Source organism: Nonomuraea sp. NPDC049504, from assembly GCF_040676845.1.
Taxonomy (GTDB): domain Bacteria; phylum Actinomycetota; class Actinomycetes; order Streptosporangiales; family Streptosporangiaceae; genus Nonomuraea; species Nonomuraea salmonea.
Map to the genome: position 1 here is coordinate 79561 of NZ_JBFAPT010000035.1, position 20162 is coordinate 99722.

Sequence of the window (20162 nt, forward strand, 5' to 3'; positions counted from 1 at the left end):
CATGTCGCAGAGTTCCAGCTCGGTGCTGGCCGTCGCCGACGTGGCGGTGGTGCTGGCGGTGGGAGCGGCCCTCGCACCGCTGATCCGCCGCCTGCGCCAGCCCCGGGTCATAGCCGAGATCGTCGCGGGCATCGCGCTCGGCCCGAGCCTGCTCGGCCTGCTGCCGGGCGAGCTGACGACACACCTGTTCCCGGCCGGGGTCCGCCCCCTGCTGTCGGCCATCGCCCAGGTCGGTGTCCTGCTCTTCATGTTCCTGGTGGGCTGGGAGATGGACCTCGGCCACGCCCGCACTCGCGGCCGCGCCGTGCTGGGCGTCTCGCTCGCGTCCATCGCCTTTCCCTTCGGGGCCGGCGCCGTGCTGGCCACCTGGCTCTACGGCAACCACGCCATGATCGACGGGCACCGGGTCGACCAGGTGGCGTTCGTCATGTTCGTCGGCACCGCGATGGCCATCACGGCCTTCCCGGTGCTGGCGCGCATCATCGTGGAGCACCGGCTACAGCTGACGCCCGTCGGCGTCATCTCGCTGTCCGCCGCCGCGGCCGGGGACGTGCTGAGCTGGTGCATGCTCGCGCTCGTCTCGGTCGTGGCGACCTCCGCCCATCCTGGGCGCCTGCTCGAAGTCCTCGGCTACTCCGCTCTGTACGCCCTCGTGCTCTGGGCCGCCGTACGGCCGCTCCTCAGGGTCCTGATCCGCCGCATGAGCCGCAACGGCGGCGTCTCACCTCAACTGCTCACGATCATCGCCGCCGGCGTCTTCCTGGCCGCCTACACGACCGACCGGATCGGGATCCACGCCATCTTCGGTGCGTTCTCCTTCGGCCTGATCATGCCTCGCGACTCCGTCGAGATCCTCGCCTCACACGTGCGGATCCCCTTGGAGCACGTCACCGGACTGCTGATGCCGATCTTCTTCATCACCACCGGGCTGTCCGTCGACCTCAGCGAGCTCGGCGGCAGCGGCATCGTGGAGCTCCTGGCCATCATCGCCGTGGCCTGCCTGGGCAAACTCGCCGGCGTCATCCCGGCGGCACGGGCGGCCGGGATGACGTGGACGGACTCGACGACCGTCGGCCTGCTCATGAACACGCGCGGCCTCACCGAGGTGATCATCCTGAACGCGGGACTCAGCCTCGGCATCCTGGACACCCGCATGTTCACGATGATGATCGTCATGGCTCTGGTCACCACGGCGATGGCGGGGCCTTTCCTGTCCTACCGGCCCCACGCCAGAGCCGGCGGACGGGCCACCGCCGGCCGCACCGCGCCGGGGAGCCGTCTCAGCGAGGCCGCTTCGCCCGGTCCGGCGGAGTGAGCGCCGTGAGATCACGCTCAGGCGATCTCGAACGCTATCTCGTCGAGCAGGGCCGCCAGCTGCCCGGGAACCGACACCATGGGCCAGTATCCGGCGTCCAGGGTGCGGAAGGTCCAGCCGGGCTCGGATCGCAGCGCCTGGATGGCGGGGCACAGGAGTCCATGGGTGTGGTCGAGGTCACAGACGACGTAGGTCGCCGGGCCGATCGGGTGCTTCACGGTGACCGGCTCGATGAGCGTGCGGCCCGGGTGGGGGACGAGTCGTTCGGCGAGCCGGCGGGCGTCCCGGTCGGAGAGGTCGGGCACGTCGGACAGGAGCTCGTGATCGGGGGCGGGCCAGAGCCCCCCGGCGGCCTCGATGAGCGCCCGTTCTGCGGCCAGCTGGTTGTCGGGCAGTCCGTCCAGCGTGGACAGGCCGTCGCGGGGCACGAATCCTTCGATGTAGATGCTGTGGGTGACCTGTTCCGGCACGTGGTCGGCGACCAGCCCGGCCACCATGCCGCCGTAGTCGTGGGCGACCAGGATGACGTCGTCGAGGCCGGAGAGCATCGCCAGCCCGTCCTTGACGTGGTCGTCGAGACCTACTCTGGACGGCTCCTCCGCGTCCGGTTCGAGCCCGGTCAGCGTGACGCTGTGCGCTCGGTGCCCCCGCTCGCGTAAAGCGTCGGCCACCGGATCCCATACCCAAGCGCCCGACCAGGCACCGGGGATCAGTACGAAGTCCGTCATCGTGAGCACCTCTCTTACGTCACGGCAGCGCGGGGGCGCCTGCCCGGGTACGGGAACGGGGAGGTACGGGGGAACGCGGTCAACGTCGGGCTCGGTCGTCTTCACCAGGGAGGTGCAGGGCAGGGCCGCCATCGTCGGCCCGCCACCCCTCCATCATGCCCCGCGAGCGCGTTCCCAGGAAGGAACCTTCACCGCCTCTGCCGCTCTCCCGGGTGCCGCGCCGGACGCCCAGGAGGGGCGCCGCATCCGCGAGCCGGCAGGCGGATGCGGCGCGCCCTGCTCAGACGGGGACGGCCGCCGTGTAGGGCTGCAGGGCCTTCACGAGGGACTCGGGCACGCGGGCCGGGACGGTACGGGTGTTCGGCCCGCGCATGCAGGCGACCCGCTGGCGACCGCGCGCGACGAGCTTGTCGATGCCGTCAGAGTGCGTCACCACGTAGTCGAAGCCGAACTCCAGCTGTGTCTGGGCCAGCTCGATCAGCCGCATCCGGATGGACAGCTCGTCGAATGCGGTGATCTCGGCGAAGAACTCGCAGTCGACTTTGAGGGTGAACAGTTTCAGGTCGTCCTGCAGATCGGAGAGGACGTCCGGTGCGTGGGTCTTGAGGAACAGTTCCCGGCACCGGCCTTGCCAGCGCAGGTAGTTCACGTAGTAGACGTTGCCGACGAGGTTGGTCTCCTCGAAGCCGACGGTGTGCTGGTACTCGAAATAGTCCGTCATGGCGATCTAGGCTCGTCCTTCCGTGAGGATCGCGAACACGATCGGCTCGTCGTGTCCGGTCAGGAACGTGGCGAAGGTGGCGATGAGCAGGTCGCCGGACACGAACACCGCGCAGCCGCCCGGCGTCCCGGGGGCGAGGGTGAGCGGGGCGTCCTGTGCGAGGCCCGCCTTGCGCAGGCATTCGACGGCCGACCACACCCGGGTGCCGGCGACGGCGGCGCTCTCGTCCAGCTCAGTGGCGACGAGACCGGCCACGGCCTCGTACGGGCCGAGCAGCCCGCCCCACTGCGCGGCGGTCCGTTCGGCGGCGATCTCGACGTCGCAGCTCACGGTCGTCGCGGCCGTGACGACGAGCGTCAGCCCAGCGCCGTGGGAGGCCGAGATCAGCCGGTCGCCGTCGATCTCCGGACGGCCGTCGGGCCGGTAGCGGATGTCGACGTCCTCATTGAGGGCACGCGCCGCGGCCAGCGCGGTGAGGCGGCGCCGCCGCGTCCCGGTGGCCGAGTCGTCCGCGCCGTCCGGGGTGTCGGCGCCGTCGGGCTCCACCGCCACGGCGACGCGTCCGCCGGTAGCGTCCTGCACGGCTCGTTCGAGGAACGGGCCCAGCAACGGGGCCGCCGGCCACGGTCCGCGCCCGTCGCCCTTGCGCACCGCCCGCAGCCGCAGGCCCTCCCACCGTTCGACGACCTCACCCGCCTCGTCGCGGACCGCGATGTCGTAGACGTAGTCGTCGCCGGCGTGGAAGCGCTCGGTCGCGCAGTACCGCAGCATCCCGGCGGCGCTCAGCCGATCGCCCCCGGGATGGACCCGCTCGATCCCGGTCGGCAGGAGGGTGGCGTCGGGGACGCACACCTGGTTGCCGTGCATGAGGGCGTCGCGGACACCGGGGTCGCCCAGCAGCAGCTCGCCGGGCAGGAAGCCGGCGAACCACCCTGGCTCCAGCGCTTCCACCTCGACGTCGACATGCAGCGCGGACGCCCGGTGGTACCGGCGCAGCCGCTGGAACCGGCCGCCCTGGAACAGCACGGGACCGTACAGCTGCGTGGCCGGGTCGAGCGGTACCGGCGGCACGTGTGCCGTGGTCTGGTCCGGCGGGCCCTCAGGAGCGGCGGGCTGCCCGAAGCGAAGCCGGGCGCGGAAGTGGTCGGCGGCGAAGCCGGTCTCGGAGCTGCGGATCGCGGCGAGGACGGTGTCGTCGCCGGTGACCACCACCGCCACGCGGATCGTCGTGGTGCCCGCGGGCGGGATGATGATGGGCCGCGCGAACTGCGCGTCCTCGATCACCGGAGTTTCCCTGCGGCCGGTGACGGCCGCGGCGGCCTGCGCCATCGCTTCCATGCCGAACACCGCGGGGAACAGCAGATTGCCGTCCAGCAGATGATCGGTCAGGTAGGGGTCGGTGCCCTCGTTCAGATCGATCTCGGTGACGAGCTCGACTCCGTGGTAGCGGACGAGGGTCTTGCCCACGAAGCGCAGCAGCGGAAGCTGCGGCGCGTCGCGATGGATGGTGTCGATGTTCCCCGTCCGCCCGCTGACCACCACGATCTCAGGGGTGGTGGGGTCGTCGAGCAGCCGGCGCATGATCTGCACGCCCTGTTCAGGAGTGATGGCGGTGATTCCGTCCTGGGCCAGGGACTCCACGACGGACAGTCGCTCACCCATGCCGACTCCCGACCACACCGACCATTCCAGGCACAGGGCCCGGCAGCCGGGGTACCGGCTCGCGGTTTCCTGGGTGAGGGCTGCGAGCCACTCGTTGGCCATCGCGTAGTGCGCCTCGCCGCGCAGCCCCGACCGGCCGATGATGCTGCCAAGGGTCAGCAGGAGCCGCAGCCGCTCGGGCTCAACCGCGTCGAGCACGGCGCGCAACCCGCCGATCTTCGGTGCGAAGGTCGCGCGTACCTCGTCGAAGTCCAGATCCGCCAGGCCGTGCGGCTCGTTGCGGCCGGCCCCGTGCACGATCGCGGTGATCGGCCCGAGGTCCCGGGCCGCCGCGGCCACGGCCTGCCGCACGTCGGCGGCGTCGGCGACGTCGGCACGGTAGTAGCCGACGGTGACGCCCGCGTCCTGCATCCGTCGCAGGTTGGCGGCGAGCTCGGGGGTCTGGCCGGGATCGGACCGGCCGAGGATGGCCAGCCGGGCGCCGCTGTCGCCGGCCAGCGCCAGCGCGCATTCCGCGGTGATGCCCTTGCCTCCGCCGGTGACGAGCACGACATCGGTGCCGTCCAGCCGCACGGCCGGTTCGCCGGTCAGGGCGGGGGCGGTGGGCGCGGCCACGGGCATCGCCCGCAGGGTCGGAACGCGGCGCAGACCGTCGGCGTCGTAATGGGCTTCGGCGTAGTCGCCGGTGGCCGCCACCTCCGCCGTCGCCCACGCGACGGCCTCGGCGATCGCAGGCGCCTGCACGATGGTGACCCGCAGCTGCGGGGCTTCCAGCCGCAGTGTCTTGGCCAGCCCGGCCGCTCCCCGCCCGTGCTGGAGCAGGACGAACCGGTCACCGCTCCCGTTCGACAAGGCGGCCTGGGCACCCTCGAGAGCCGATCGCAGGTCGTCCTCGGCGCAGTCCTCCGACAGGCAGACCAGGACACCGGATCCCACGCCGGCGGCCCGCAACGCGGCTCGCAGCGGTTCGGCGAGCGGGTTGTCCGCTGCGGCGTACAGCAGCCACTCCGAACGTCCGGCCAGGTCCTGCGGTGGCCGCACCGGGGCGGAGCCGTGCGGCAACGGCGCCTCGACCAGGTCGACGGTGAACGGCCGCGCCCACGCGGCGGCACCCTCGACGATGGGGGAGGGCCCGGTGCCCTGCCCGGAGGCGGCCAGGCCGTCGAGGGTCTCGGCCAGTTCCCGCAGCGTCGCCGTGGCGAAGTTGGTCGGTGGCTGCAGGATGCTGACGCCGCGGGTCTTGGCGGCCGCGTCCATCACCTGTCCCACGGTGATCGAGCTCAGGTGCAGATCGTCGAGCAGGCGGCTGTCGTCGGAGACCAGCTCGACCGGCAGCTCGACGCGTTCGGCCACCAGCCGGCGAAGCACTTCCAAGGGGTCGCCATCGCTCTGGCCGCCGGCCTGCGCCCCGCCGTCCGCCCCGCCGTCCGCCCCGCCGTCCGCCTCGTCGGAGGTGGTATCGGCAGCGGGCGCCGGAACACTGGCATGCCCCTCGAGGCCGACCTCCGGGGCCTGCTCGCAAGGGCTGGCGAAGAAGCGGAACTGCGCACCGATCTCCAGCGGCCGGATCAGGCGGCCGTGGAACAGCGCTTCGTGATCGACGGACGCGCCGACGGCGAACGCCGCACCGACCACCCGCAGCAGCCCGCCGATCGACTCACTGTCGGTGTCCAGAGCAACAGCGGGGACGTCGGTCGTCTCGGCCGTCAACCGGCTGAGCACCCGTCCTGGACCGACCTCGACGAACAGGTCGATGTTCTTGGCGGCCAGCTCCACCGCCTGGGTGAACAGCACCGGGTCGGTGATCTGACGGTGCAGCAGGGCCGGGATGTCGGCGTCCTCGGCAAGAGTCTCGCCGGTGATGGTGGAGCAGATCGGCGACTGGATCCGGCCGAACTCCATGCTGCGCAGCCTGTCGGCGAAGACGGCCGCGGCCGGCGCCACCAGCGGCGAATGGAAGGCATGGGAGACGGCCAGCCGCGTCCACGACACGCCTGCGCGCTCGGCCCTGGCGCCGACCGTCGCGATCGCCTCGGCCGTGCCTGCGACGACGGTCTGTTCCGGCCCGTTGTAAGCACCGATGACGACCGGCAGGCCGGCGATGAGCGCGGCGGCCGCCTCCGGGGAGGCGGTGAGACCGGCCATGGTGCCGGATTCGCTGTGCTCGGCCATGACCCGCCCGCGGAGGCCGGCGATGCTCAGCAGCGCGGAGTCGTCGAGTGCGCCGGCCCAGTGCAGCGCGGAGATCTCGCCGAGGCTGTGTCCGACGCCGACGCTCGCCTCCACTCCGAGCAGTGACAGGGCGCGCAGCCCGGCCAGGGAGCCGGTGACGATCCGCGGCTGAGCGACGGCGGTCGCCACCGTGTCGCCTGTCCGCGGCAGCGCGGCCCGCTCGTACACCTCTTCGACCTCGGCGAAGCGCCGGCGCAGCGCGCCGCCGCTCAGCCCCCGGCCCGAGCCCTGCCCGGGGAACAGGTAGCCGATCCGGCCCTCGCCGCCGGCGTGGCCGAGAAAGCAGCCGCCGTCGGCGTCGAACAGGGTCGTCTCGCCGGCGTCCAGGACGTCCAGCAGCCGCCGCAGCCGCCGTTCCGCGTTCTCCGGAGACTCCACGACCGCCGCGGCGCGGTAGGGCAGGTCGCGCAGCCGGCGCTGCAGCGTGGCGGCGAGGTCGCCGAGCTGCGCGTACGACAGCGCGGGAACCCAGCCGGCCAGTTCCGCGAGCCGCTCGCGCAGCTCGCCGGGCGAGCCCCCGTCGACCAGCAGCAGCTCGGCGTCCTGGACGGATGTGGCCAGCTCACGCGTGCGCCGGTTGAACGACGCCGCCCGCAGCGATCCGACGCCCTCCACCACCACGTGACTGTTGATGCCGCCGAATCCCATGGACGTGACGCCGGCCCGCAGCGCGGCCTCTTGCGGCCACGGCTCGGCCTTGCGCAGCACCCGCAGCATCGCGGGGTCCCGCGCGAGCAGCGGATGCGGATCCGCGCAACCGACGGTCGGCGGCAGGACGCGATGGTGCACCGCCAGCACCGCCTTGATCAGGCCGGCCACTCCGGCGGCCGCCTTGGTGTGGCCGATCATGGCTTTGACGGAGCCGAGCGCCGCCGGCGCCCCGGGGGTGCCGGCACCGGCCGCCGCGATGGCCTCCGCCCGGGTCTCGGACAAGGCCGTCAGCTCCGCCGCGTCTCCGACCGCCGTCCCCGTGCCGTGGCCTTCGAACAACGCCACCGTGTCGATGCCGAAACCGGCCCGCTCGTAGGCGCGCCGCAGCGCCAGCCGGTGGCCGTCGATCTCTGGACGCGTGATGCCGCCGCTGCCGTCGGAGGAGATGCCCCAGCCGGCGATGGTGGCATAGACGCGGCGGCCCATCTCGGCGGCGTCCTCTTCCCGCATCAAGACGACCATTCCGCAGCCCTCGCCCGGCCAGAAGCCGTTGGAGCCGCGGTCGTACACGCGCATCTCGGTCCTGGCCAGCGCCCCGGTCTTGGCGAAGCCCACGACCTCGAACGGGTCGATCGACAGATCGACCCCGCCCGCGATCGCCATGTCGAGGTCCCCGTCCAGCAGCGCCTTGCACGCGGTCGTCACCGACAGCAGCGAGGAGGAGCAGGCTCCGTCCACCGCGTAGCCGCCGCCGTTGAGATCGAAGTAGTTGCAGATCCGGCCGGCGATCGTGTTCGACAGGGCCCCGGCGAGGGTGTCTTCGTCCGGCGCGGGGAACGGGCTCTTGTAGGAGCGTTCGAGACCGTCCAGGAATTCGCCCAGAGGGTCGTCCTCCCAGCCGAGTTCGCGCAGCGCCGCGCCGACCGTGCGCCGTACGTACGGCCAGCGCAGCCGCATCAGGTTGGCGCGGGCGAATTCGCCCGTGAGGGTGTTTCCGACGATGACGCCGGTGCTCTGTCTCGGCAGCCCTTCGGCGCCGGGAAAACCGGCGTCGGCCAGCGCCCGGCCCGCGACGTCCAGCGCGAGCCAATGCGTGAGATCGGTCGATCGGAACGTGCTTCCTGCGATCCGGTGCGCCACCCGATCGAAGTCGTAGCCTTCGATGACCGCGGCGTTCCTGGAGTAGAAGCTGTCCGGGGCGGACGGGTCGGCCCGCCAGTAGTCGGTCAGCCGCATGCGCTCGTCAGGCAGCCGCCTGAAGGCCCGGCGGGCGGCGACGGCGTTCTTCCACAGTTCGTCCGGTGAATCGGCGTCAGGATAGACACATGCCATTCCGACAATGGCGATCTTCTGCATGTCCTGGCTCGCCCCCTTCGCTGTTGCACTGAGCGCAAGCATGCCGCGTCGCGACCGGCGAGATTTATTCCAGAGTGCCCTGGCGCCAATTTAATTCGAATAACATCGTTTGATAATGGCGTCATTTAATGAATTAGTTTTGTTCCCGGTATTCCTGCCGGATGTGGGACTTCACGGTGCGGGCGATGCCGCGCCATGCTGGTCGGCGAGGTGGGGGGCGAGTTCGTACGCCATGCGTCGCTTGGACGCCTCGACCGATCCACCGGCGGCCGCGATGGTGTCTCCGGCGCCGACCATCAGGCTGATGAGCTGGTTCTCGAAGCACACCTCCGCATCGTAGGGCGGGATGAGGTAGCCGCCGAGCTCCAGCGTGACGAGGCCGTGCATCGCGCTCCACATCTGGTGGGCCACCAGTTCCTCGTCGGCTGCGCGGAACCTGCCCGCCGCGACGCATCGGGCGGCGCAGCCGACGACGTCCACGAGGGTGTAGCGGCCGTACTGGCGGTCCTCTTCGGACAGTTCGAACCCGGCGAGCGCGGAACCGCCGAACATGGCCGCGTACAGGTGCGGGTTCGCCAGAGCGTTGTGGCGGTAGGCGCGGCCCAGCAGGGCCATGTCGCACACGGGGTCGTCGGAGGTGCCGACGAGGCTGAAGTACTGCTGCATGCGCGCGAAACCCTCGTGAACGATCGCGCGTACCAGGCCGCTCATCCCGCCGAAGTAGGTGTAGACGGGCATGGTCGAGCTGCCGGCCTCACTGGCGATGCGCCGTACCGTCATGGCCTGCGGCCCGTCTTGCGCGAGGAGCCGTGCGGCGACGTCCACCAGCTGGGCGCGGAAAAGCGGGTCCGTCTTGCGCGGTGACATCCGGCGGGACTTCCTTCCATGAGACGAAACCGGTCAGTGGTCATCCGGTGGTCATCCGGTGGTCATCCGGTGGTCATCCGGTGGTCATCCGGTGGTCACCGCGCGGCCGGCCTCGGCTGCGGTTCGAGCTGCCGGGACCCTGGGTCACGGAAGTTTGAGCTCGGGCCGGTAGACGTCCAGCCAGGCAGCCAGGTCGAGGACGCGCTCCAGGCCCAGGCGCGTCAGCCGGTCCACCGCGGCCGGATCGCGCTTCGTGGCGCCTTCGAGCCAGTCCCGGTCCACCAGGGCGAACACGTCGTGGTCGCGGTCGGCCAGCAAGTCCTTGCCCTGGTTCTGCAACTCCTGGCTGTAGTAGGGGTCCTGGGTGGAGGGGTAGGGGCTCTTGGGCCGCCAGGCGACCGAGTCCGGCAGCAACTGCCGGGTGGCGCCGCGCAGCAGGCTCTTCTCCCGGCCGTCGTGGGTCTTCATCGACCAGGGGGCGTTGTAGACGTATTCGACGAGCCGGTGGTCGCAGTACGGCACCCGGACCTCGAGCCCGACCGCCATGCTCATGCGGTCCTTGCGGTCGAGCAGGTATTTCATGAACCGGGTCACGTGCAGATGAATCATGATCCGCATGCGGTGCTCGAAGTCGTCGTCGCCGTCGAGACGCCCGACCTCGCCGATGGCGGTGTCGTACGCGTCCAGCCGGTAGGCGTCGAGATCCAGCCGCGTCAGCAGGTGCGGGTCGAGCCCGGTGGAGTCCTTGTCGAAGGGGCCGACGTTGACGGCGATCCACGGGAACGCGCGTGCGGCCTGGATCTGCGGGATGTGCATGTGCCGGTATCCGCCGAAGATCTCGTCGGCCGCCTCGCCCGACAGGGCCACCGTTGATTTCCCGCGGATCGCCTTGAAGAGCAGGTACAGCGACAGGTCCATGTCGCCGGTGCCGACAGGCAGGTCGCGCGCGAGGGCCACGGCCCTGCGCACGCCGGGATCGGCCAGCGTCCTGGGGTCGAGCACGATGTCGGCGTGCTGGGTCCCGACGTGCCGCACGACGTCCTGGATGAACGGCGTGTCCGGGGTGTCGCGCAGGTCGTCGGGCCGGAAGTTCTCCGCCTGACCCATGAAGTCCACCGCGAACGTCCGCACCTGTCCGGCGCCGAGGTGGGCCGCGGCCAGGGCGGTGAGGGCGCCGGAGTCCAGCCCGCCGGACAGCAGCAGGCACCGTGGCACGTCGGCGACCAGTTGCCGCCGCACGATGTCGTCGAGGAGCTCCCGGACGCGGCCTACGGAGGTGCCGGCGTCGTCGGTGTGCGGCCGGGTCTCCAGCCGCCAATAGGCGCGCTCGCGGACGCCGGTGACGTCGACGGTGACGATCGTGCCCGGTTCGACCTGCCGCATGTCCGCCCATATGGCGTGTCCTGGGGTGAAGGCGTAGGAGAACGCCTCGCGCAGCCCATCGGCATCGACGACGCGCTTGGCGAGCGGGTGGGCGAGTATGGCCTTCTGCTCCGAGCCGAACAGCACTCCGTCAGGCGTCCGGTAGTAGTAGAGCGGCTTGATCCCCATCCGGTCGCGGATCATGACGAGCTTCTGGTCCCGTCCGTCCCAGATCGCGAAGGCGTACATGCCGTTGAGTCGTTCGGCGACCGCCGGCCCCCAGTGCAGATATCCCTGGAGGACGACTTCTGTGTCGCTTGACGTCCTGAAGCGCTTGCCCTGCCGGGTGAGTTCGTCGCGCAGCTCGGCGAAGTTGTAGACCTCGCCGCTGTAGACCAGGGTGACGTCGCCCGCGTCCGTGCGGGCGGTCATCGGCTGCAGCCCGCCGGGCAGGTCGATCACGGCCAGTCTCCGATGGCCGAGCGCCGCATGCCGGTCGACCCAGCTGCCGCGGGCGTCAGGTCCGCGGCACGCCATGGTCTCGGTCATCGCATCCAGGACCTTGTGCTCGCGTGCCAGGTCGCGATCGAACGAGATCCAGCCGGTGATACCGCACATCCCGTGCTCCTCCTGTGGCCGTCGAAGAGGTTCGCTTCTGGTTCGATCGACGCGCAGCCGCCTTGGAAGCCGGTGCGGTTCCGTGCGCAATCGGATGGGATCCAGCATCGCGCCGCCACACCGGGGGGTCTTCTTTCCTCGTGCTCAGCTTGCTCCCGGCAGGCCGGCGGTGAGCCCCTGAAGGCGCCGCATCGGGCAATCTGGGAGTGGCCGCCCCTCGTCACCGCCTGCCTAACCTACGCACGTTGCTTTCTTGCTCGTCCGGGTGGCGGATGCTGCTCATGAGAGAGGTAGGCGGGATGACCGGAGCACATGCCGGCAACTCTGGACCGATCGCGGCTCATGCTCCGGCTGCGCCTCCCCACGGAAACGGCCATCAGCCGGGCAACGGGCACAACGGCACCCGCACGCGGGTCGCCGCGCCGGGGGCGAACGGCCACGTCCTCGACGACCCGGCGGCCGGCCGGACGAACACGCTGCGGGAACTGGCCGAGCTGCTCGGCCGCCGGCGCGAGTCGATCAGGGACGGAGACGCGGAAGCCACCAGGCGCCAGCACGCCAAAGGCAAGCTGACGGCCCGCGAACGGATCGATCTGCTGCTGGACGAGAACACCTTCACCGAGATCGAGTTGTTCCGGCGCCACATGGCAACAGGGTTCGGCCTCGAACGCAAGCGGCCCCCGACGGACGGCGTCATCGCCGGTTCCGGCCTGGTTCTCGGCCGCCGGGTCTTCGTGTACGCGACGGACTTCCGGCTCTTCGGCGGTTCTCTCGGCCATGCCCATGCCGCCAAGGTCCACAAAGTGATGGATCTCGCCATCTCGATGGGGGCACCGCTCATCGCCTTGAACGACGGAGCCGGCGCACGCATTCAGGAAGGGCTGAACGCGCTGGCCGGGTATGGAGGCATCTTCCGCAGGAACGTGCAGGCTTCCGGCGTGATCCCGCAGATCAGTGTCATCCTCGGCCCGTGCGCCGGCGGCGCCGCCTACTCCCCGGCCTTGACGGACTTCGTCTTCATGGTCAAGGACACCTCCCAGATGTACGTCACGGGCCCGGACGTCATCGGTGCGGTCACCGGTGAATCGGTCACGCACTCGGCTCTCGGAGGCGCCGAGGTGCACGGCTCCGTCTCCGGCGTGGCCAGTTTCGTCCACGACAACGAGGAGTCCTGCCTGGAAGAAGTCCGGTATCTGCTGTCGCTGCTGCCGTCGAACAACACGGAGTTCCCCGCCGTCGTGGACGCCGCCGATCCCGCCGATAGGGCCTGCGACGCCCTGCTCGACCTGGTGCCCGCCGATGGACGCCGGCCGTACGACATGCGAAAGGTCATCGCGGAGATCGTCGACGACCGTGAGTACCTGGAGGTCCAGGAATCGTGGGCGCGGAACATCATCTGCGCCTTCGCGCGGATCGACGGGCATGTCGTGGGCGTCGTCGGCAACCAGCCATTGGTCAGGGCAGGAGTGCTCGACATCAAGGCGTCGGAGAAGGCGGCGCGGTTCGTCCGCACCTGTGACGCGTTCAATGTCCCGCTCGTGACGCTCGTCGACGTGCCGGGTTTCCTGCCCGGAGTCGATCAGGAGCATCAGGGCATCATCCGGCACGGGGCGAAGCTGCTCTACGCCTACTGCGAGGCGACCGTCCCGCGCGTACAGGTCATCCTGCGCAAGGCGTACGGGGGCGCCTACATCGTCATGGACTCCCGGTCGGTCGGTGCTGACCTGTCGTTCGCCTGGCCGACCAATGAGATCGCGGTCATGGGCCCGCAGGGCGCGGTGGACGTTCTCTTCCGCAAAGAGCTCGCCGCCGCCGCGGATCCCGCGGAGCTGCAGCGGCAACTGCTCGACGACTATACGGCCGAGTTCCTGCACCCGTTCTATGCCGTCGAGCGCGGGCTGGTGGACGACGTCATCGATCCCCGCGAGACGCGCAAAGTGCTGGCCGACGGGCTGGCGATGCTGCGTAACAAACGCGAGTTCCAGCCGCAGCGCAAGCACGGAAACATCCCTCTCTGACTCGCGTGGTATTCGGTTTTCGCAGTGAGCAATTTGGGAGAGGCCGCCGGCTCGTGATCCGTGGAGAATCGGTCCGGGACGCACCGCGGGTGACGCCCATCGAATTGTTTTGACCGGTCGAACGGGAGGTCGGATGACAAGCGCCTCTGTAAACCCGCCGTATGGCCTTGTTGCGAATCTGAACGGGGAGAGGCACAAGCCGGCACTCGGTTTCTTCGCCTTCATCGTCGTTGCGCATTGGGCCGAGCACATCGCGCAGGCGTATCAGGTCTACGTGCTCAACTGGCCGCTTCCGGAAGCACGTGGGGTCCTGGGCCTTCCCTTCCCGTGGCTGGTCACCTCGGAATGGATGCACTACGGTTACGCGCTGCTCATGCTCATCGGTCTCGTACTGCTGAGGCGCGGCTTCACCGGGCGCTCGCGAACATGGTGGAACATCTCGCTGGGCATCCAGGTCTGGCACCACTTCGAGCATTTCCTGCTGCTCATGCAGGTCATCATCGGCGCCAATCTGCTCGGCGGCCCGACGCCGCGCAGCATCATCCAGCTCCTCGTGCCCCGGCTCGAGCTGCACTTGTTCTACAACGCCATCGTCTTCGTCCCGATGGTGGTGGCGATGCTGCTGCACCGCAAACCCAATTCCCAGGAACGGGCGACGATGGCCTGCGCCTGCGCCCCCGAGAGAGTGTCTTGAAAGCAGCGGGAACCCGAGGCAGGCGGCTGCCGCCCGGATTCGCCTTCCGGGCGACGGTCGCTCTCATCGGCGCGTCCCTGACGTTCTTCACGGCGCCGAGTGTCTGGCCCGCCATCCAGGCGGCGCGTGCGGACGGAGTGCCCGGAATCTTCACGGCCGAGCACATGGAATGCGTCCAGCACCCCGGCCACGAGTCCTGCCAGTGGTACGGGGACTTCCGCTCCGAGGACGGCACGGTGAGCCGGACGGACATCTTCATGTACGGGATGGGGAAAGGACAGCTCCAGGCGGGCCGGCAGACCTCGGCGGTCGACATCGGCTTCCCCAACAGGGTGTACGGTCCCGGAGGGTCGAACGAATGGGTGTTCACCGTCGCGCTGCTGCTTGCCGGCGCCGCGCTGACGCTCAGTCAATTGCGGAGAATCCACAGATCCATGAAGAACGACGAAGCCGGACCTGAGGGCCGGCGTGCGGGCCCGTAGCGCTGTCACGGCCCGTCCGGCCGGCTCGGTGACGACTGCGCCGAGCCGGCCGGTGGCCATGCGAACCTGGAAACGGTGATTCCCGGCCCTGGCGGGGTGATCCGGTCAGCCCGCTGATTTCGAGGGCGGGAGTTCGACCGACTGACGGTGCCGGAAGAAGTCACGTGGATCGTACTTCTTCTTCACCTGCTGGAGCCTTGGGTAATTGTCTTTGTAGTAGAGGTCGTGCCATGTGGAGGTGGAGCGGTTGAAGGTGGGATCGCTGAGGTCGGCGTCGGGGTAGTTGACGTAGCATCCATCGGTCACGTCATTGGGAACGGGCACGCCGCCGGTGGCGGCGTAGGTGTCCTGGTAGCTCTCGCGGGCCCAGGCGATGTTCTTGGCGTCGTCAGCGGGATCGCTCCAATTCGCCGCCCAGAGCATCTTGAAGGCCGCGCCGCGGTGGACCGAGGCGGTGTCACCCGGCTGTACGGCGGCGGTCATGCCGCCGAACGGCGACAGCTGGACGCTGAGATTCGGGTTGTCGATGTCGGTGCGCGCCAGATGCTTGTACAGCGCCTCCGCCTGGTCCTGGGGGAAGGCGGCCTTCATGTAGGCGGATTTGTACTCCCCGCGCAGCGTCGGGTCGTTGAGCAGCGGGTTGGTGGTGCCGGTCAGGCGGGCCGCCTGCAGCCATGGGAGCCGGACCTGGCTGATGAACGGCTGAGCCACGCCGTTGCTCATGAAGGTCAGGTAGTCGTTCAGGATGGTTTCGGCGTTGGGTGCGCCGGCGTCCACCTGCGTGAGCAGGACGACTGTGCCGTTCGAGACGTGGTTGAGCACCATGAAACTGCTCAGGAACCGGGTCGGGCTGGTCGGGGCCGCGTTGGTGACGTGCCAGTTGGCGTAGTTCTGGATGAGCTGGATGAACCTGTCCTTGTTCAGCTGGTCCCACCCCCAGGCGGCGACCGCGTACAGCACCTTCGACGGCGGCCTGGGCAGCAGGCGGGTGGGGTCGGTGCCGGTGGCGTCCGGCGAGCGGAAGAAGTAGCGGGTGACGACGCCGAAGTTTCCTCCGCCGCCGCCGGTGTGCGCCCACCACAGGTCTCGGTGGGGGTCGTCGGCCTCCCTGGTCGCCACCACCTTGCGGACGACGCCCGAGGCCCTGACCGTCACGACCTCCACCCCGTACAGGTGGTCGATGATCAGGCCGTCGCGGCGAACCAGCCAGCCCCAGCCGCCACCGGCGACGTGGCCACCCATGCCCACGGAGTAGCAGATGCCGCCAGGAACGGTGACGCCCCAGGTCTGGTACAGCTTCTCGTAGACGTCCAGCAGCGTGGCGCCCGACTCGACGGCTATCGCGTTGCGCGCCTCGTCGTAGTAGACCCGGTTCATGTTGGACAGGTCGATGATCATTTGAACGTCGGAGTTGTAGACGAAGTCCTCCAGGCAGTGCCCGCCGCCTCGTACCGTCAGCCGCTTGTTCGCGCTGACCGCCTGCTCGACGATCGCCCGCACCTGCCGCGGGGCGTCCACCACGTGAACCGAGCGCGGTGCCGCCGTGTAGCGGGCGTTGAGCGCCCGGACCAGGTCCGGGTACTGCGGGCTGTCGGGGCCTACGGTCGTGGCCGTGCTCGTCCGGCGGGCCACCACCGCCGGGTCGGGCTCCGTGGCCGCCGCGGCGCTCGAGGCGAAACCACCGGTGATGATCCCCCCGCCGACGCCGGCAGCGGTTCCCGCCAGGAACTTCCGCCGGTCCAGCCCCCGTCGTTGTGCCATAGTACGTTGTCCCTTTCGCTCGGTAAGGAGCGTCAGCGTCAGCCGTCCGCTGACGGCCAAGGCGCGCCGGCAGCCCGCACGCTCGTCCCCCCGTATGGCGGTCCATGGAATACGCAACGTTTTTTTCGGATAAATCCTGACGGGTCGGTATTCCACGGGACGCTTTCCTCGCGTCGGCATCACCACGGCTTTGTTCCGAAGTTCGCCGGTCGCCTGTTGCTTGCCCTTCGCGTTACAATCTGGGCGCCGTGCAGAAAAATGCCCATTTCGCCTACGATTCGAGCAAGCCCATGTTCGCTGACGGAGCCAATTATGGGGAGAAAGCGGAGAAAGCGTCTTCTTCCAGATTGCTCTGCGGATCGTCAGCCAGAGCGAACGGGCCGGCCGGCACTGTGGATGCTCACTTGTGCAGCTGTGCCGTACGGTCGCGCAGCATGTTGCGGCGCCGCAGAACCGGCACGGCCTCGGCCTGGAAATCGACGCCGCTGTCGAAGTCTTTGATCATTCCCTCGATGACCAGCAGTGACAGCAGAGGGAAGGCGAACTCCGGCGCCGGGAACAGACCGAAGCGCCGCTGCAGGTCGAACAATCTGCCGGCGAAGGGCGCGAGCGCGAACTGGCCGGACTTCGCTCCGGACGCCTCCTGGACGAGCTCGGTCAGGCCGGCGCGAAAGCCCGCCACGTCGCAGTCGTCGGCGACGTGCGCCGCGCTTTCGATCACGATCTGCGCGCAGGTCCAGCCGTCGCCCATCGCCATGTGGATGAAGAAGTCGGCGAAGGAACGGCGCACCTCGTCGGGCAGCCGGATGACGAACCCCGCGTCGAGCATCACCAGGCCGGCACGCTCGTCGAAGTACAGGTTGCCCGGATGCAGGTCGCAGTGGACGACGCCGTCGATGAACAACATCTCATAGACCGCGGCCAGCACCGCCTGCACCACTTGACGCCGCGTGCCGGCGTCCAGGTCACCGGGGGCGAAACGCCTGAGGCCGATGATGTACTCCATGACCACGACTTCGGGCGTGCACAGGTCGGCCAGCGGTTCGGGAATGCGTACGTTGCCGAGCCCGGCCAGGTTGGTCCGCAGCTCGGCCAGCGCCGCGGCCTCCGCAGGGAAGTCCAGCTGCCGCAGGATCGCCGAGCCGACCTGCTCGTGCATCACCTTGAACGGCATCTTGCGCAGTTTCGGGACGGCACCGAGCGCACGCATCATGGCCAGCGTCAGCGCGAAGTCGCGCTCCATGACCCACTGGATTCCGGGCCGGCGCACCTTGACCGCGACCCGCCGCCCGTCCAAGGTCACGGCCTCGTGCACCGTCGCGATGCTGCCGCAGGCCACGGGCTCCCAGGTGAACTCCCTGAAGGGCCAGCGCGTCCCGGCGTAAGCGGCGAGGACCGCCTGCCGGACCCGGCGCCTGCTGGGAGGCGGTGCCGCATCGGTCAACCGCGAAAGCGGTCCGGTCACCGCCGGCGGCAGGAGATCCCGGCGGGTGCTCACCAGCTGGCCGATCTTGATGTAGGACGGGCCCAGGCGGGTGAGCATCCTGACCCACCTGTCTCCGTCGTGCAGGCCTCCGGCCCGCGCACCGTGACCGGCGCGCCGCGGTCCCAGGAGGCGACGGGCTTCCGCCGCGCCGAACAGCAGGGCGTAACCCGCCATGATGCCGCCCACGTGCACGGCCCGCACCGCCATGCCGACCGCTCGGAGAACGCGGCCCATGAATCCGTTCACCATCGCCCCCAGACTGATCGCCGTCGGCGGGATGTCGCCGGCCGCGTGGCCGTACTCATAGAAGGATGTGGTCGCGCCAGTCGGCAGGGGTGTTGATGCGCTGGAACGCGCCGGCATGGAACAACAGCGCGTCCTCACCGGAGCCGCGCTCCAGGTTGACGATCTCGCCGAGAAAGATCGAATGGTCCCCGCCGTCATAGACCGCGGCAAGGGAGCACTCGAACCACGCCAGCGCGCCGGGCAGCACGAGGCACCCTGTGCGCGGCCCGGGGAAGCAGGCGACGTTCGCGAACTCGGCCAGGCCACGGGGGCGGTGGCGGTCGGCGAAGTGCCGGGCCACGCCTTCTTGCCGGTCGGACAGGATGGAGACCGCGAAGGCACTGTGCCGCAGGATCATCTCGTGCATCGCGGCGTCGCGCAGGACGCAGACCAGGACCATCGGCGGATTCAGCGACACGGACGTGAACGAGTTCGCGGTCATGCCGCGCGGCTCGTCCCCGCCGGCGGTCACGACGGTGACACCGGTCGCGAAGCTCCCCAAGATGCGTCGTAGTTCTCGGGGCTCGAAAGTGGTGCTCGCCGGGACGTTGTTGGCCGTCGCCATTCGCCTTAGCTCCCTTCCTCGGGCCTCGGCACGCTGCCGCGCAGCTCAGCCCCGCAAGAGCAGGCGGGGACGCTTCCGCCCCGGTGATCCGATGCGTTTCGCGCCGAAGCCTCTTACCGAGATGGAATGAGTATTCGACCTCAGGTGTGGCGCGCGCTTCTCCGACCGTGCCCTGCCCGCGCAGGGCACCACTTGGCCAGGTGTCGGTCAGGCGGGGGAGGTGCGGCCCATGGTGCTTTCTCGGACATTCAGGGTAAAGCCGGTGTCGTTGGCCGGCAGATCCGTTTTGCTTCGGGCGCGGGCCAGGAGGCGGTCCACGGCGGTCTCGGCGATCTGGCGTTTGTCGGGGAAGATGGTGGTCAGGGCCGGGGTGCTGTAGCGGTCTTCGTCGATGTCGTAGGAGGTCGGTGGCGCAGAAGAGGGCGTCGGGGCGGGTGCCCGTTCGCTTGAGGAGTTTGCGCATGGCGGCACGGTGTCGTCGGTGGCGGCGTTCATGCGAGCGCGCACTGCGGGGGAGAGGGCACCTGCTGCGGGCCGCTGGGCTTGGAGGATGACGCGGGACTTCAGCTGCTTACCGAGCAAGGCGGCCAGAAAGCGGGTAGTGGAGCCGTCGAGGCTGCGAAGGACATCGAAGATCTTGTCGGCTTCGTGGTGGCCGACGAGGGGTGTTTGGCCGGAGAATTCGGAACCTCGCTCGCGACCGCGTGGCGCTCGCACGCGGTGCTTGCCGGACGTGCTGGCCCTGGTCTGGGGACATCGAAGCGGACAGAGCCCGACATAGCAGATCCAGTACGACAGAGCAGGATACGACAGAGCCGGATACGACAGCCCTCGACACTACGGAGCCCGACATGACAGACCAGCAGGTCATCCCCTACCTCACCTACCAGGACGCGGCGGCGGCCTCGGAGTGGCTGGCCAAGGCGTTCGGGTTCGAGGAGGTCAACCGCGTCGCCATGCCCGACGGCAAGGTGGGGCACCTGGAGATGCGCACGGCGGGCGGCGGCCGGATCATGATGGCCGAGGCCACGCCCGACTACCATGGGCCCCGGCGGCACGCCGAGGAGTGCGAGGCGGCTCGCCGCTGGCTCTCCGTCCCGTACGTGATCGACGGCGTGCTCGTCCACGTGGACGACGTCGACGCCCACTACCGGCGGGCCCGCGACGCCGGCGCCCGCATCCTGTCCGAGCCGGAGACCTCCGGCGACGGCAAGGTCTACCGGGTGGAAGACATCGAAGGCCACCGCTGGCTGTTCACCCAGGCGTGACGCGCACCCGACCGCCGACCGCCGACCGCCGACCGCCGACCGCCGACCGCCGACCGCCGACCGCCGACCGCCGACCGCCGACCGCCGACCG

The 20162-nt window shown here is 69.5% G+C and carries 14 protein-coding genes; 5 read left to right on the forward strand and 9 right to left on the reverse strand.

Translation table 11 applies throughout. The features are described 5' to 3' along the window. Position 1 precedes the first annotated feature (1 nt). On the forward strand, positions 2 to 1315 hold the full coding sequence (locus AB0K28_RS44320; protein WP_364382609.1) for a cation:proton antiporter: 1314 nt from the start codon (positions 2 to 4) through the stop codon (positions 1313 to 1315). A gap of 17 nt (positions 1316 to 1332) precedes the next feature. Here AB0K28_RS44320 and AB0K28_RS44325 read toward each other — a convergent pair whose 3' ends face one another. The 5 genes from AB0K28_RS44325 to asnB form a co-directional block, all read right to left on the reverse strand. Then, positions 1333 to 2043, reverse strand: a complete 711-nt coding sequence (locus AB0K28_RS44325; RefSeq protein ID WP_364382612.1) for an alpha/beta hydrolase family protein — start codon at positions 2041 to 2043, stop codon at positions 1333 to 1335. A 280-nt stretch (positions 2044 to 2323) separates the two neighbouring features. Next, positions 2324 to 2764, reverse strand: a complete 441-nt coding sequence (locus AB0K28_RS44330; RefSeq protein ID WP_345408255.1) for an acyl-CoA thioesterase — start codon at positions 2762 to 2764, stop codon at positions 2324 to 2326. 6 nt (positions 2765 to 2770) lie between these two features. Then, a complete protein-coding gene (locus AB0K28_RS44335; RefSeq protein WP_364382616.1) occupies positions 2771 to 8707 on the reverse strand; it encodes a type I polyketide synthase in 5937 nt (1978 codons plus the stop codon). Positions 8708 to 8836: 129 nt separating this feature from the next. After that, positions 8837 to 9532: a TetR/AcrR family transcriptional regulator gene (locus tag AB0K28_RS44340; RefSeq protein WP_364382619.1), complete on the reverse strand. Its 696-nt coding sequence runs from the start codon at positions 9530 to 9532 to the stop codon at positions 8837 to 8839. A 144-nt stretch (positions 9533 to 9676) separates the two neighbouring features. Beyond that, complete coding sequence (gene asnB / locus AB0K28_RS44345; RefSeq protein ID WP_364382622.1) at positions 9677 to 11512, reverse strand: asparagine synthase (glutamine-hydrolyzing); 1836 nt, start codon at positions 11510 to 11512, stop codon at positions 9677 to 9679. 299 nt (positions 11513 to 11811) lie between these two features. Here asnB and AB0K28_RS44350 point away from each other — a divergent pair, with 299 nt between their 5' ends. The 3 genes from AB0K28_RS44350 to AB0K28_RS44360 all read left to right on the forward strand — a co-directional run bounded on the left by AB0K28_RS44350 (position 11812) and on the right by AB0K28_RS44360 (position 14706). After that, complete coding sequence (locus tag AB0K28_RS44350; protein WP_364382625.1) at positions 11812 to 13530, forward strand: acyl-CoA carboxylase subunit beta; 1719 nt, start codon at positions 11812 to 11814, stop codon at positions 13528 to 13530. 133 nt (positions 13531 to 13663) lie between these two features. Beyond that, positions 13664 to 14224 (forward strand): hypothetical protein, encoded by a 561-nt coding sequence (locus AB0K28_RS44355; RefSeq protein ID WP_364382628.1) that lies wholly within the window; start codon positions 13664 to 13666, stop codon positions 14222 to 14224. Then, the gene (locus AB0K28_RS44360; RefSeq protein WP_364382631.1) at positions 14221 to 14706 is read left to right on the forward strand and encodes a hypothetical protein; all 486 of its coding nucleotides are present in this window, start codon (positions 14221 to 14223) and stop codon (positions 14704 to 14706) included. Before AB0K28_RS44355 ends, AB0K28_RS44360 begins: the two co-directional genes overlap by 4 nt. Before the next feature lie 105 nt (positions 14707 to 14811). Here AB0K28_RS44360 and AB0K28_RS44365 read toward each other — a convergent pair whose 3' ends face one another. From AB0K28_RS44365 to AB0K28_RS44380, 4 genes are all read right to left on the reverse strand, one after another. Then, on the reverse strand, positions 14812 to 16467 hold the full coding sequence (locus tag AB0K28_RS44365) for an FAD-binding oxidoreductase (protein ID WP_364382634.1): 1656 nt from the start codon (positions 16465 to 16467) through the stop codon (positions 14812 to 14814). Positions 16468 to 16867: 400 nt separating this feature from the next. Further along, on the reverse strand, positions 16868 to 18202 hold the full coding sequence (locus AB0K28_RS44370) for an AarF/UbiB family protein (protein ID WP_364382637.1): 1335 nt from the start codon (positions 18200 to 18202) through the stop codon (positions 16868 to 16870). Between the two features lie 52 nt (positions 18203 to 18254). Next, positions 18255 to 18803 carry a flavin reductase family protein gene (locus AB0K28_RS44375; RefSeq protein ID WP_345408234.1) on the reverse strand — a complete coding sequence of 183 codons (549 nt, stop codon included), beginning with the start codon at positions 18801 to 18803 and terminating at the stop codon, positions 18255 to 18257. A gap of 207 nt (positions 18804 to 19010) precedes the next feature. Continuing rightward, positions 19011 to 19520 (reverse strand): hypothetical protein, encoded by a 510-nt coding sequence (locus AB0K28_RS44380; RefSeq protein WP_364382640.1) that lies wholly within the window; start codon positions 19518 to 19520, stop codon positions 19011 to 19013. A gap of 134 nt (positions 19521 to 19654) precedes the next feature. On the opposite strand from AB0K28_RS44380, the gene AB0K28_RS44385 reads away from it, so the two are divergent. Continuing rightward, complete coding sequence (locus AB0K28_RS44385) at positions 19655 to 20071, forward strand: VOC family protein (RefSeq protein ID WP_364382643.1); 417 nt, start codon at positions 19655 to 19657, stop codon at positions 20069 to 20071. The last annotated feature ends 91 nt before the right edge of the window (positions 20072 to 20162 follow it).